General features: G+C 45.0%; 13 protein-coding genes and 1 pseudogene. 12 read left to right on the top strand and 2 right to left on the bottom strand.

Annotation, left to right across the window (positions count from 1 at the left end; genetic code table 11):
- From ABFX15_RS06515 to argH, 5 genes are all read left to right on the top strand, one after another.
- The coding region (locus ABFX15_RS06515; protein WP_346024659.1) for a bifunctional ornithine acetyltransferase/N-acetylglutamate synthase at window positions 1-304 on the top strand (304 nt) is incomplete at its 5' end.
- A 61-nt stretch (window positions 305-365) separates the two neighbouring features.
- Window positions 366-1247, top strand: a complete 882-nt coding sequence (gene argB / locus ABFX15_RS06510; RefSeq protein WP_346024658.1) for an acetylglutamate kinase — start codon at window positions 366-368, stop codon at window positions 1245-1247.
- A complete protein-coding gene (locus tag ABFX15_RS06505) occupies window positions 1244-2425 on the top strand; it encodes an aspartate aminotransferase family protein (protein WP_346024657.1) in 1182 nt (393 codons plus the stop codon). Before argB ends, ABFX15_RS06505 begins: the two co-directional genes overlap by 4 nt.
- Window positions 2422-3345, top strand: coding sequence for an ornithine carbamoyltransferase (gene argF / locus ABFX15_RS06500; protein WP_346024656.1), 924 nt, complete (start codon window positions 2422-2424; stop codon window positions 3343-3345). The genes ABFX15_RS06505 and argF overlap by 4 nt, the downstream gene beginning before the upstream one ends.
- Window positions 3335-4729, top strand: coding sequence for an argininosuccinate lyase (argH, locus tag ABFX15_RS06495; protein ID WP_346024655.1), 1395 nt, complete (start codon window positions 3335-3337; stop codon window positions 4727-4729). Before argF ends, argH begins: the two co-directional genes overlap by 11 nt.
- Window positions 4730-4962: 233 nt before the next feature.
- Here the strand turns inward: argH and ABFX15_RS06490 are convergent, their stop codons facing one another.
- Window positions 4963-6246: a BaiN/RdsA family NAD(P)/FAD-dependent oxidoreductase gene (locus ABFX15_RS06490; protein ID WP_346024654.1), complete on the bottom strand. Its 1284-nt coding sequence runs from the start codon at window positions 6244-6246 to the stop codon at window positions 4963-4965.
- A 178-nt stretch (window positions 6247-6424) separates the two neighbouring features.
- Between ABFX15_RS06490 and ABFX15_RS06485 the strand changes: the two genes are divergently transcribed.
- Both ABFX15_RS06485 and ABFX15_RS06480 read left to right on the top strand, forming a co-directional pair.
- Window positions 6425-7858 (top strand): 6-phospho-beta-glucosidase, encoded by a 1434-nt coding sequence (locus ABFX15_RS06485; protein WP_346024653.1) that lies wholly within the window; start codon window positions 6425-6427, stop codon window positions 7856-7858.
- Window positions 7859-8073: 215 nt separating this feature from the next.
- Window positions 8074-8592 (top strand): annotated as a pseudogene (locus ABFX15_RS06480) (FAD-binding domain-containing protein); the annotation flags it as partial.
- Between the two features lie 82 nt (window positions 8593-8674).
- On the opposite strand, the gene ABFX15_RS06475 reads toward ABFX15_RS06480, so the two are convergent.
- The gene (locus tag ABFX15_RS06475; protein WP_346024652.1) at window positions 8675-9427 is read right to left on the bottom strand and encodes a CPBP family intramembrane glutamic endopeptidase; all 753 of its coding nucleotides are present in this window, start codon (window positions 9425-9427) and stop codon (window positions 8675-8677) included.
- A gap of 221 nt (window positions 9428-9648) precedes the next feature.
- Between ABFX15_RS06475 and ABFX15_RS12180 the strand changes: the two genes are divergently transcribed.
- From ABFX15_RS12180 to ABFX15_RS06455, 5 genes are read left to right on the top strand one after another with little or no spacing between them, the layout of a single operon-like run.
- On the top strand, window positions 9649-9831 hold the full coding sequence (locus ABFX15_RS12180) for a LacI family DNA-binding transcriptional regulator (protein WP_428830612.1): 183 nt from the start codon (window positions 9649-9651) through the stop codon (window positions 9829-9831).
- Entirely contained in the window at window positions 9753-10613 is an 861-nt protein-coding gene (locus ABFX15_RS06470) for a LacI family DNA-binding transcriptional regulator (protein ID WP_346024651.1), read from the top strand. Before ABFX15_RS12180 ends, ABFX15_RS06470 begins: the two co-directional genes overlap by 79 nt.
- A 15-nt stretch (window positions 10614-10628) precedes the next feature.
- Window positions 10629-11543 carry a ribokinase gene (gene rbsK / locus ABFX15_RS06465; protein WP_346024650.1) on the top strand — a complete coding sequence of 305 codons (915 nt, stop codon included), beginning with the start codon at window positions 10629-10631 and terminating at the stop codon, window positions 11541-11543.
- Window positions 11518-11919, top strand: coding sequence for a D-ribose pyranase (rbsD, locus tag ABFX15_RS06460; RefSeq protein WP_346024649.1), 402 nt, complete (start codon window positions 11518-11520; stop codon window positions 11917-11919). The genes rbsK and rbsD overlap by 26 nt, the downstream gene beginning before the upstream one ends.
- 12 nt (window positions 11920-11931) lie before the next feature.
- Window positions 11932-13419: a sugar ABC transporter ATP-binding protein gene (locus ABFX15_RS06455; RefSeq protein WP_346024648.1), complete on the top strand. Its 1488-nt coding sequence runs from the start codon at window positions 11932-11934 to the stop codon at window positions 13417-13419.
- The last annotated feature ends 49 nt before the right edge of the window (window positions 13420-13468 follow it).

The following is a 13468-nucleotide window of genomic DNA, read 5'->3' as shown; positions in this document are numbered from 1 at the left end:
CAAAGCTGCAGTTTACGGAAGAGATGCCAATGTCGGTCGACTACTCTGTGCACTGGGTTACAGCGGGGCTGAACTGGCATATGAACAGATCGATATCTACCTCCGTGACGAGTTCTATAAAAGTGTCTGTGTCTGCGAAGAAGGAGCGATCCTGCCATTTGACGAAGATAAAGCCTACGACATTTTAGGCACTGAAAAACTGTTTATCGATATCTTTTTATATGAAGGAAAAAGCAAAGCGACGGCCTGGGGATGCGACCTGACTCACGACTATGTCACCATCAACAGTGCTTACAGATCCTGATTGCATAAGAAGGTAAGTAGAAAAAGAGGACAGTCAGCAAATAAAAATAGAGGGAGTACCTATGAATTCATTTGAAATGGCGGAGGTTCTGACAAATGCCCTGCCTCATATTCAGCGATATGACAAGAAAATGGTCGTCATCAAGTACGGCGGTTCAGCAATGATGGACGAGTCACTGAAAAAGAGCGTTCTGAGTGATGCCATGCTTCTGGCAAAAGTCGGAATGAACGTAGTCATTGTGCATGGAGGCGGACCTGACATCAATTACTGGCTGGATAAGGCTGATGTGACCAGTACCTTCGTCAATGGGCTGAGACAGACGAATCTGGAAACGATGGAAATCGTACAGATGGTTCTAGCCGGCAAAATCAATAAAGATCTTACCCGCATGATACAGTCATTAGGCGGCAAAGCGATGGGCATAAGCGGAGTAGACGGCGGCTTAGTCCAGGCGACCTTAAAAAATCCTGAGGACCTGGGAGCTGTTGGAGAAATCAGCCAAGTCAATACAGAAGTCATTGAAGATCTGGTCAGCGTAGGGTACATTCCAGTTATATCCTGTATAGGCATGGATGAAGATGGCAACAGCTGCAATATCAATGCAGATGAAATGGCAGGCGGGATTGCCAAAGCACTCAAGGCGGACAACTTTGTTCTCATGTCAGATGTGCCCGGCGTACTGGAAGATACATCTGATCCGTCGACCCTAATTCAACAAATAGAAATCAGCACTGTAGAACATTTATATCAGAATAACGTGATTAGCGGGGGGATGATACCGAAAGTCAGCTGCTGTAAGGATGCGGTTGAAAACCAAGTCAAGCAGGCAGTTATACTGGATGGTCGAATCCCGCATGCACTGATTATTGAATTTCTGACAGACAGCGGCATCGGGACCTTGTTCTACAAAGAAGAAAAAGAAGCTGAAAGGAGCCTGACATGAACACGATCGAGATGACGAATGACTATATCACGCCAACCTACAACCGTCTGGATGTGGTCATTCAGAAAGCAGAAGGCTGTACACTGACTGATGAAGATGGAAAAACCTATCTGGACTTCACAGCCGGGATAGGTGTCAACTCGCTTGGCTATAATCATAAGAAATGGGTCGAAGCCACTCAGAATCAGCTGAGTCAGCTCCAGCATGTGTCAAACTTGTACTATACAAAGCCTGCCGCCGAACTTGCAGGGAAACTGTGCCAAAAGACGGGCATGCAGCATGTGCTTTTCGTCAATTCTGGTGCGGAATCAAATGAAGTGGCCATTAAAACAGCCAGAAAATACGGACATGAGACCCATAAGGATAAACATAAGATACTTACGCTGAAAAATTCTTTTCATGGACGGACAGTGACGACCCTGTCGGCCACTGGTCAGGATATTTTCCATAAATATTTTGACCCGTTCACCGAAGGCTTTGATTTCATTGACGCCGATGAGCCTAAACAGCTTCTTGACAAAGCAGACGATACTGTCTGTGCCATCATGATCGAAGCAATTCAGGGAGAAGGAGGCGTCGTTCCTCTTGACACGGAATTTACTGAAGCAGTGTCCAAAGTCTGCCAGGAAAAAGATATCCTGCTCATCATCGACGAGGTTCAGACGGGGATCGGCAGAATAGGTACCTTATTTGCCTACGAACAGCTGGGGCTAAAACCGGATATCGTAACCAGTGCAAAAGGTCTGGGGAATGGCCTGCCGATCGGCGCAGTATTGTTTGGAGAAAAAGTAGCAGACACACTGAAAGCTGGAGACCATGGATCGACATTTGGCGGTAATCCGGTCGCAACAGCCGGTGCAAACATAGTTATAGATACCCTCACTGAGGAGTTTCTGGATCAGGTTAAGGAAAAAGGGGAGTATCTCAAAGCGCAGCTTGAAGCCATTGACGAAGTGGCTGCTGTTTCAGGACTTGGGCTGATGCTTGGAATCAGTCTGAAAAGTCAATCAGTCAAGGATGTCATGCTGAAAGCTAAAGAGGAAGGCATCATGTGTCTGACCGCTAAGGATAAGCTTCGTCTTCTGCCGCCACTGATTGTGACCAGATCTGAAATTGATGAAGCCGTCGCCTGTTTAAAGCATATACTCACGGTTAAAGAAAAGGAGACCATCACATGAATCATTTACTGAAATTATCGGATCTGTCAAAAGATGAGCTGCTTGCGATTCTTGAGACGGGCCACGACTTGAAGAAAAAACTGAAAGCTGGGGAAGAGACCCCCTATTTAAAAGGAAAGACCTTAGGAATGATTTTTCAGAAAGCATCGACGCGTACGCGTGTATCTTTCGAAGTAGGGATGAGTCAACTGGGCGGCAAGCCATTGTATTTGAGTGCACAGGATCTTCAGATGGGAAGAGGAGAATCGATTGAAGATACAGCAAAAGTCCTCTCACGTTACCTTGATGCAATCATGATTCGTACCTATGACCAAAGCGATGTCGAAGCACTGGCAGAGCACGGTTCCATTCCCATTATAAACGGCCTGACGGATCTGTATCATCCGTGTCAGATTCTGGCTGATTTAATGACTGTTCAGGAGTTCAAGGGAGAGCTTGAAGGACTCAAATTCGCCTTTGTCGGAGACGGGAACAATATGGCCAACTCACTGATCGTAGGGGCGCTGCTTGCCGGTGCATCAGTTTCTGTTGCCTCTCCTCTAGGTTACCAGCCTGATCAGCATATACTTGATACCTACAGAGATCATCCAGGATTTCTACTGACTGAGAATCCATATGAAGCAGTCAAGGATGCAGATGTCGTCTTTACTGACGTCTGGGCCAGCATGGGAGATGAAGAAGAAGCCGAACAGAGAAAGCAGATATTTCAAGATCTCTACCAGCTCAATTCAGATTTGTTGTCTGTAGCGAAGTCGGATGTCATGGTGCAGCACTGTCTGCCTGCTCATAAAGAGGAAGAAATTACGACTGAAGTTTTCAACGAACATGCCGCAGAAATTTTTGAAGAGGCAGAGAACAGACTACACGTACAAAAAGCCGTTCTCCTTCATCTAATGGGGGTTGCATCTTATGTCAGCTGATCAGAATAAAATCTGGCAGGGACGTTTCAGTGGTCAAAGTGCCGAGGAAGTGGATGTATTCAATTCATCAATCAGTTTTGACTATGTTCTTTATGAAGAAGACATTAAAGGCAGTATGGCTCATGCAAATATGCTGGGTAAACAGAACATCATTTCCGAAGAGGATGTATCAAGCATTCTGGAGGGACTGGAAGGTATTCTGATGGATATAAACAACGGCGCCCTTCAGTTCGACCCGAAAGCAGAAGATATTCATATGTTTATCGAAGCGGAACTCACCAGTCGGATAGGGGACGCAGGTAAGAAGCTCCATACGGGACGAAGCCGGAATGACCAGGTCGCACTGGATCTGAGGCTATATGTCAAAAAGCAGGCAGCTGAGATCACTGACCAGCTAGAGGCTTTCGAATCGGTGCTCATCAATCAGGCAGAGAAGCATACTGAAACGATCATGCCGGGGTATACCCATCTTCAGATTGCACAGCCCGTCACCTTTGCCCATCATCTACTGGCCTATGCACAGATGATACTGAGAGACATCAAGCGACTTAAGGAAGTGGCAGATCATACGGATAGCATGCCACTGGGTAATGGCGCACTGGCCGGAACCACCTATCCCCTCGACAGGCAGTTTGTTGCGGATCAACTTGGGTTCAAGACGGTTACCGCCAACAGTCTGGATGGTGTTTCCGACAGGGATTTCGTTCTAGATATGGCTTACGCTTTGAGCATGGTCATGATGCACCTGTCCAGACTCTCAGAAGAAATTATTTTATGGTGCTCTCAGGAATTTAAATTTGTTGAACTGAATGATGCTTTTGCAACAGGGTCATCCATTATGCCTCAGAAGAAAAACCCTGATGTAGCTGAACTGGTCCGCGGGAAAACGGGACGCGCCTACGGAAATCTTCAGACCCTTCTGACCATGATGAAAGGTATTCCACTCGCCTATAATAAGGATATGCAGGAGGACAAAGAAGCTTTGTTCGACAGCATCAGTACAGTGAAGCTAGCCTTGTCAGCCATGATTCCAATGATGGAGACAATGAGTGTCAATGTCGACCGCATGCGTGACGCGGCGTCTAAAGGCTTCATCAATGCGACAGATTGTGCGGATTACCTGACTAAAAAAGGACTGCCCTTCAGAGAAGCATACGGAGTGATCGGTGGGCTCGTGAAGTATTGTATCGAGGAAGACCTCACGCTGGAAGAGCTGCCTCTCGAGACCTATCAATCCTTTCATAAACTATTCGAGCAGGATATTTACTCTGTCATCGACTTGTCTACCTGTGTGAATAAACGGGACATTGAAGGCGGACCGGCTCCGTCAGCAGTGAAAAAACAGCTCGCCGTGCTGAAAGAGCAGCTGGAAATTGTAGATTAGAAATGTGTAAAGCGGTGTGACTGTAGTTCAGAGTGAAAGGATGCGCTGAACTGCATTATCGAAGCAATAGACTCTACTTCAGCATGAAAAATTCCGGCTGAACTTTACTGAGTATAAAAAGAATGCAGTTCAGGACCCGATTAAGGTTCTGAACTGCATTTTACCGTGCCGACAGTGTACTTCAGCGGCTGCAGACTGCCTAAACTAAAGCCTGAGCGACCTGATTTCTCAAATTAGTCCGCTGCCTTCATACTCAAAGCGGTCTGGGCCGCATGCATACCGGCCAGTCTACCTGTAATAAAGGCACCAGTGATATTGTATCCGCCAGTGTAGCCGTTGTAGTCCAGTATTTCACCGGTGAAATACAGATTCTGCATCAGCTTGCTCTCCAGAGTCTTAGGATTCACTTCTTTCGTGTGAACACCGCCACCTGTAACAAATGCTTTTTCAATCGGAAGAGAGCCATGAACATTGAAACGGAAATCCTTCAAGAAGGTAATAAGGGCGTCGACTTCTTTAGGCGTCAACGTCTTGAAGGCACGTTCACTGTCGATCCCGGCCTGTTCCAGTCCAAACAAGATGTAGCGCTCAGGTCCGAACTGCTTCATAGTATTCTTCATGCTCTTTTCGCCTTCTTTTTTCATCAGGCGTTCAATGGTCTGCTTAAGCGATCCTGGTGTCTCATCCGGCAGACTGTCCAGACTCATGACAGCATGATCAGTCTTATCACGCTTCATCGTCTGCAGAACAAACATCGAACAGCGCAGAACAGCTGGTCCGGAGATGCCGAAGTGAGTGAAGATCATATCCATTCGGTGGGAGATAGCCTGTTTTCCTTTTTTATTGATGACTTTTAAGTCTACATCTCTTAGAGAAATTCCCTGAAGTGTTCGGTCCTGAATGAACGGTTCTTCAGACGTGATCGGCACTTCGGTCGGATACAGTTCCTTGATCGTGTGTCCGGCTTTTTTCGCCCACTTGTACCCGTCACCAGTTGACCCGGTTTTAGGCATGGCGCGTCCGCCAGTCGACAGAATAACCGAATGGGCATAAAGGACACGTCCATCCATAAGTTTTACTCCATTGACAGCACCGTCTCTATAGAGCACCGTTTCAACAGGTGCATTGGTATGCACGTCAACTTTTGATTCTTCCATAATCTGAGTCAGGGCATTGACGATCGTCCGGGACTTGTCCGTGATCGGAAACATTCGTCCGTGGTCTTCTTCCTTCAGCTTGATTCCACGAGACTGGAAAAAATCCATAATATCGTAGTTGTCATACTGATAAAACGCACTGTAAAGAAAGCGTCCGTTCCCAGGTATATGAGTAATGATTTCTTCTTTATCTCTATTGTTAGTGACGTTACAGCGGCCATTTCCAGTTACCAGAAGCTTACGGCCGACGAACTTGTTCTTTTCGACCAGTCCGACAGTCGCTCCATGTTCCGCGGCTGAAATGGCAGCCATCATGCCGCTCGTGCCGCCACCGACGACTAGTACATCATAATGAGTCATTTGTGTTCCTCTTTTCTCTAAAAACCTGCATCCTTGACACTTTACCATAATAATGACGGCCTAGCCACAGGATTACGCATTCCTCACATTTTTGTCAGAATTCGCTTGTATGTAATGGATTACACGCTTTAAACTGAAAAAGTAAACAGTTAGAAAACAGACAACAGGAGGAATAAATATGGGATTTAGAAAAGACTTTTTATGGGGCGGCGCTACTGCAGCCAACCAGCTTGAAGGGGGATACGATCAAGGTGGACGAGGACTGGCTAACGTCGATGTCGTCCCAATCGGAGAAGACCGTCCGGCTATCATTACAGGCCAGATGAAGCATTTCGATTTCGATGAGGACCATTTCTATCCGGCTAAAGAAGCCATCGATCATTACAATCGTTTCAGAGAAGATATCGCATTGTTCGGAGAAATGGGATTCAAGACTTACCGCCTGTCTATTGCCTGGACACGTATTTTTCCTAAAGGCGATGAAAAAGAGCCTAACGAAGAAGGTCTGAAATTCTACGAAGATTTATTTAAAGAATGCCACAAGCATGGCATCGAACCTTTAGTAACGATTACTCACTTCGACTGCCCGATGCATTTAATTAAAGAGTATGGCGGATGGCGCAACCGTAAAATGGTTGATTTCTACGAAAACCTTACACGCACGCTGTTCACGCGATATAAAGGTCTAGTTAAATACTGGCTAACATTCAATGAAATCAACATGATTCTGCATGCACCATTCATGGGTGCCGGACTGGCATTTGAAGAAGGCGAAAATCAGAAGCAGGTGAAATACCAGGCTGCACACCATGAACTGGTTGCGAGTGCACTGGCAACTAAGATTGCTCATGAAGTGGATCCGGAAAATCAGGTCGGATGTATGCTGGCCGCAGGAAAATATTATCCTAATACGCCTCATCCAAGAGACGTTCGTGCCGCTCAGGAAGCCGATCATGAGAACTACTTCTTCATCGATGTTCAGTCGCGTGGAGAGTACCCTGCATACGCACTGAAAGAACTGGAACGTGAAGGCATCGAGATCGAAATGACTGAAGAGGACAAGGCTCTTCTTAAAGAGCATACTGTTGACTTCATTTCATTCTCTTACTATTCATCCCGCGTTGCATCAGGCGATCCAAAGGTAAACGAGAAAACGGCTGGAAATATCTTTGCTTCAGTTAAGAACCCCTATCTTGAAGCCAGCGAATGGGGATGGCAGATCGACCCACTTGGGCTGCGCATAACAATGAACGATATTTACGACCGTTATCAGAAGCCATTATTCATCGTTGAAAATGGACTGGGAGCCATCGACGAGCCGGACGAAAATGGCTACGTGGCAGATGACTACCGCATCGACTATCTTGCAGCGCATATCGACGCAATGAAAGATGCCGTTGAACTCGACGGAGTAGACTTGATGGGCTATACCTCATGGGGCTGTATCGATCTGGTCAGTGCCGGAACAGGTGAGATGAAAAAACGTTACGGCTTCATCTATGTTGACCGTGATAACGAAGGAAACGGAACGCTTGAACGCAAACCTAAGAAATCCTTCAACTGGTACAAAAAAGTCATCGCATCAAATGGCGAAGACTTGAGTAATGACTAAGTAATGATATTTTGACAAAAAGAACCCTTCGATTTTTTGAAGGGTTCTTTTTGTCTATCGCCTTAAAGACCGGCTATAATAAGGTTGTAGTAATACTAGTAAAGAATTATAGGAGACTAAATCATGACTTTGATTAGAGAACTGACTCATGAGTATTTTGAAAACGCTTGTCAGTTAAATGTTTACGCTTTCATTATATCCATTATGCTACTGAAGAGAATTTCGAAAAATGGAAAGAAGGCAGAACAGGGTTTTCAATCGTGGATGCGGCTATGCGTCAGCTCAAGCATAAAGGGTGGATGCATAATCGACTGAGAATGATTACAGCCTCATTTCTGACAAAAGACTTGCTGATTGACTGGCGATGGGGAGAGAAATACTTTCAGACCCGTCTGGTAGATTATGATCCCTGCAGTAATATCGGAGGCTGGCAGTGGGCTGCATCAACCGGAACAGACGGTGTGCCCTACTTCAGGATTTTTAATCCGACAACTCAGTCCGAACGCTTTGATAAGAAGGGAGATTTTATCCGACTGTATGTCCCGGAACTGAAAGCCATCGACACTAAAAAAATACACGAACCTTCAACACTTACAAAAGAAGAACAGGTAGAATTTGGAGTCATTATTGGTGAAGATTACCCTGAGCCGATCGTTAACCATAAGCGAAGTAGAGAACTGGCTATTCAGGCCTATGAAGAAAGCAAGAAGAAGGTCCAGGGTGAACAGGATTAAATAATAAATAATAAATGAAAAAAAGACAGCTCCCTTAAAAGAAGAGCTGTCTTTTACATGACGTGAAAACCTTGTATTTATTTTAAAGTGTGATTAGGACAAAAAAGCCGATCAGGTTATTGATAAAGTGGAAGAAAATAGCGGCTTCGACTGACCGGGTCCGTTTAGCTGCATAGCCGAACAGCAGGCCCATGCCGACATAAGTATATACAGCCACTATTGATGTGGGAACATGGACAAGTCCGAACAATACAGACGTAATGATCAGAGTCAACCAGCTGACGTCATTGTGTTCTTTGCGGAAAAAGATAATTCCTCGGAAGAGCCATTCCTCAACAAGTGGAGCGGCGATCACTATAGTTATGAACAGCATCCATGTCGGTGTGTCTGTTGCCATCGCTTCAATCGCTTCCTGATTGATAAGTTGACCGTCTCCAACAATGTACTCGAGAACAGATCCACCAATATTGAACAATACATATCCAACTGGTATATACCAGGCAAGAAACTTCCAGTCTTCACCAGTTAGACCAGGAAGGATTGTCCATTCGCTTCGGGACAGGCGTTTCCTGTTCATCAGTGGGATTTTCTTCGCATAAATAATGATGACCGACAGGACGAGACCTCCTGCAAAAGCAATGAAGGTCATGACCCCTTCCAGCTGCACGAATGACTGAAGCAGGGCCTCCTGTGACAGATGAGCGTTCATTAAACCGAAAACAAGACTGAACAAAATGGAGATAATGAAAGGGAAAATAATAGGTGAGACCAGCCACATCAGAATCTGATCGCTGATTTTCGTTCTTCTTAATGGAAATCCTTGTAAAAATCTCAATAGTAGTCCTCCTAAGTATGATATGTGTTTCAGTATAACAGACAGCCGGCATTAATTGGGAATCATCTGAATTTATATCGACTCACATTTTTATAGACTAGGAAACAGCATGCTGAATAGTCAAGCACAAGAAAAATAAAAAGAAAAGCGTTTTCTATTGACAAAAAAAAAAGAGATGTTAAACTAAATGTGTAATCGGTTACAGATTGAGGGTGAGAAAAATGGTAACGATCAAACAAGTAGCAGAATATGCAGGCGTCTCCGTTGCAACAGTCTCCAGGACTTTAAATGACAGCGGATACGTAGGTAAAGAATCCAGAAAAAAGTGGAAGAAGCGATCAAAGTATTGGGGTACTATCCTAATGAGGTGGCGCGTTCACTTTATCAGAAAAGCTCCAAGATGATCGGTCTGCTATTGCCCGACATCTCTAACCCGTACTTTCCACTGCTGGCAAAAGGGGTAGAAGACTATGCACAGCAGAATGGCTATATAGTCATATTAGGAAATGTGGAAGACAACGCAGATAAAGAAGACATGTATGTCAAATTCTTCTCTCAATATAATATCAGTGGCGTACTGTCCGCTGCATCAGGAAAAAGAAAGAACAACGACCGTGTCCCATATGTCCTTCTTGACAGAGCATTGGAGGAAGAAAACTACTCCATTTCAACGGATGATCGACTTGGCGGGAAGCTGGCAGGTCAAGCTGTCCTCGAATCAAGAGGGAAAAATATCATCGTCATGGCTGGCCCAAGACATGTTTCAGGAGCTAACGACCGTCTGTCCGGTGCATTGTCAGTTCTAAACGCTGCAGGGGCGAGTTACAGAGTATTTGAAACAGAAACCTTTCAAGTGGACAAGGCAGAAGAAACAGCGCAGAAGCTCTTTAATACATTCAAGTCTTTCGACAGTGTCATTGCGAGTAATGATGTGTTTGCTCTGGCAGTAATGAAAGAAGCGATCAAACGGAAACACAGGATACCAGAAGATATTCAGATAATCGGCTATGATGACATGCTTTTCAGCAGACTGATGTATCCAGGGCTGACCACCATAGCTCAGCCTGCATATGAAGTTGGCTTTAAAGGAGCCAAGATGCTCGTCGATCTGATTGAGAAGAAAGTAATCATCGATAAGATAGTGAAATTGCAGCCTGAGCTGATCAGAAGAGATTCATTAAGATAGAAGGAGATAGATCGTATGGCACAGATAACAGTAATAGGTAGTATATCAACTGATTTTGTAGTAGAAACAAAAAAACTCCCGATGATGGGAGAGACAGTAGAGGGAGAAGTATTCAGAACCAGCTTTGGCGGGAAAGGCGCCAACCAGGCCGTTGCAAGTGCCCGTTTAGGGGCTGAAACGACTATGCTTGGAGCAGTTGGCACAGACCCATTTGGAAACGAATTACTTAAGAACCTTGAAAAAAATGGAATAAATGTAAACGATGTGGAACGGGTTACACATTCCTCGGGGTCAGCGTTTATCACGCTTGTTGATGGCGATAATTCAATCATATATGTTCCAGGTGCAAACGGGGCCTATATGCCAGAGATGCTCGACCGAGTCATTGAAGAAGAAAAAGTCTTCCAGAATAGTGATCTGGTACTGGTTCAAAACGAAACGCCAGTCGATACCGTCGAACATCTGATCAGACGATGCAACGAGATAGGAATTCCTTTGCTTTTTAATCCTGCTCCGGCCCGGGAATTACATTCGTCACTTATTGACCAGGTCACGTTCCTGACTCCTAACGAAACCGAATGTTCAGTCCTCTTTCCGGGAGAAGATATTGAAACTGTGCTCGCAAAGTATCCGAATAAACTGATTGTTACCTTGGGTAGCAGAGGAGCGGTTTATCATGACGGACAGGAGATTCAACGCATTCCATCGATAAAAGTAGAACAGGTTGTAGATACCACAGGAGCAGGGGATACTTTTAATGGTGCATTTGCCTTTGCATATGCATCCGGCCTGAATCTTCATGACAGCATCCGATTCGGCAATATAGCAGCTGGTCTGTCGATTCAAAAAGCGGGCGCTCAGACAGGAGCACCAACATTAGAACAGGTGAAGGAGCATAAGGATTTTGAAAAAGAATGGGATTTTAAATAGCGAAATCAGTAAAGTGCTGGCCGATTTAGGACACACGGATGAACTAATCATTGCGGACTGCGGCCTGCCGATACCTTATGGGGTCAAAAAAATCGATCTAGCATTAACGATGGGAACACCCGGATTTATGGATGTGATGGATGCAGTCGTAGACGATATGAAAGTTGAACACATTATACTTGCTGAAGAAATCAAGGAAAAGAATCAGGCGGTCCACGAGCAAATCATAAGTAGGATGAAGCAGGAAGGAACGGAGTCTTCTTATCTGACACACGAAGCGTTTAAGAAGCGGTCAGCCCAGGCAAAAGCGATTATCAGGACAGGAGAAATCACCCCTTACGCAAACGTGATTTTACAGGCAGGCGTACTTTTTTAGGAGGGAATTATCGTGCAAGTAGAAATGAAAGGGATTACAAAAGCTTTCGGTGAAAACAAGGTGCTTAAAGGGGTAGACTTCAGCCTTCACTCCGGAGAGGTTCATGCCTTGATGGGAGAAAATGGTGCAGGTAAATCAACGCTCATGAACATTCTGACAGGTCTGCACAAAAAAGATAGTGGAGAAGTGCTTATAAATAATGAAGAAAGAGTTTACGCCAACCCGAAAGAAGCGGAGGAAAATGGGGTGAGTTTTATCCACCAGGAAATGATCACCTGGCCGGACATGACAGTACTTGAAAATATGTTTATGGGGAAAGAAATTAGAAATAAACTAGGTTGGGTTCAGAGAAGAGAAATGGAGAAGAAAGCTGAATCAGTTTTCAGTGAACTAGGTATCGATATTTCTTTTGACCGAACGATGAAAACCCTAAGTGTCGGACAGCAGCAACTGATAGAAATCGCTAAGACGCTTTTGAACGATGCAGAAGTGATCATCATGGACGAACCAACAGCCGCACTGACTGACAGAGAGATCCGTACGCTGTTCAAAATCATCAGACAGCTTCAGAAGAAGGGCGTGGCTCTAGTCTACATCTCGCACCGTATGGAGGAGATTTTTGAAATAAGTGATCGAGTAACGGTCATGAGAGACGGGGTATCTATTAGTACGAAAGCAACAAAGGACACCAGCTATGACGAAATCGTCAGACACATGGTTGGTCGGGATCTGGAAGACTATTACCCTGAAATGGATAATAGTCAAGGAGAAGCGGTACTTGAAGTGCGCAACTTAACTCACCACCCAGATTACGAGGACATCTCCTTTACCTTACATTCGGGAGAAATACTTGGCTTTTCCGGACTGATGGGTGCCGGACGGACAGAAATAATGAGAGGGATTTTTGGAATAGACAAAATTGACAGCGGAGATATTTATCTTGATGGTGAGAAAATCGATATCAGGACACCAAATGATGCAGTTAAGAGAGGCATGGGCTTCCTGACAGAAGACAGGAAGTCTGAGGGGCTGATCCTTGATTTCTCAGTTAGAGATAATGTCAGTATGACTGCCTTCGAGGAATTCTCGAAAGGAGGCTGGATCAATAAAAAGGAAGAAGAAGAGTTTGTCGACCTACTGATTAAGAGATTGACCGTCAAAACTGCTCATATGGAACTGCCGGTCGGCGCCCTTTCCGGAGGGAATCAGCAGAAAGTAGTTCTGGCTAAATGGATCGGAGCCGGTTCACGTGTACTGATACTTGATGAACCGACTAGAGGCGTAGACGTCGGAGCCAAACGTGAAATCTATAACTTAATGAAAGAACTGGCGGAACGCGGTGTCGGAATTATTATGGTTTCAAGCGATCTGCCGGAAGTAATCGGCGTCAGCAATCGCGTACTCGTCATCCACGAAGGAACTATTTCAGGAGAATTGAAGCGTGAGGAATTATCCGAAGAACGCATCATGACTCTGGCGGTAACTCCCAATAATCTATGAAAAATTATGTTTCCCAAATTTCTCGTTGCTCGTATGATGATTTCTGTCG

The sequence above is a fragment of the Alkalibacterium indicireducens genome, assembly GCF_039522005.1.
Lineage (GTDB): Bacteria > Bacillota > Bacilli > Lactobacillales > Carnobacteriaceae_A > Alkalibacterium > Alkalibacterium indicireducens.
The sequence above is the reverse complement of the archived record's forward strand: the minus strand, read 5'-3'. Positions and strand labels throughout refer to the sequence as shown.

Bases quoted from the DNA above. Each gene is read 5' to 3' on its own strand.
- argB (WP_346024658.1), top strand. From the start codon at position 366: ATGAATTCATTTGAAATGGCGGAGGTTCTGACAAATGCCCTGCCTCAT.
- ABFX15_RS06505 (WP_346024657.1), top strand. From the start codon at position 1,244: ATGAACACGATCGAGATGACGAATGACTATATCACGCCAACCTACAAC.
- argF (WP_346024656.1), top strand. From the start codon at position 2,422: ATGAATCATTTACTGAAATTATCGGATCTGTCAAAAGATGAGCTGCTT.
- argH (WP_346024655.1), top strand. From the start codon at position 3,335: ATGTCAGCTGATCAGAATAAAATCTGGCAGGGACGTTTCAGTGGTCAA.
- ABFX15_RS06490 (WP_346024654.1), bottom strand. From the start codon at position 6,246: ATGACTCATTATGATGTACTAGTCGTCGGTGGCGGCACGAGCGGCATG.
- ABFX15_RS06485 (WP_346024653.1), top strand. From the start codon at position 6,425: ATGGGATTTAGAAAAGACTTTTTATGGGGCGGCGCTACTGCAGCCAAC.
- ABFX15_RS12180 (WP_428830612.1), top strand. From the start codon at position 9,649: ATGGTAACGATCAAACAAGTAGCAGAATATGCAGGCGTCTCCGTTGCA.
- rbsK (WP_346024650.1), top strand. From the start codon at position 10,629: ATGGCACAGATAACAGTAATAGGTAGTATATCAACTGATTTTGTAGTA.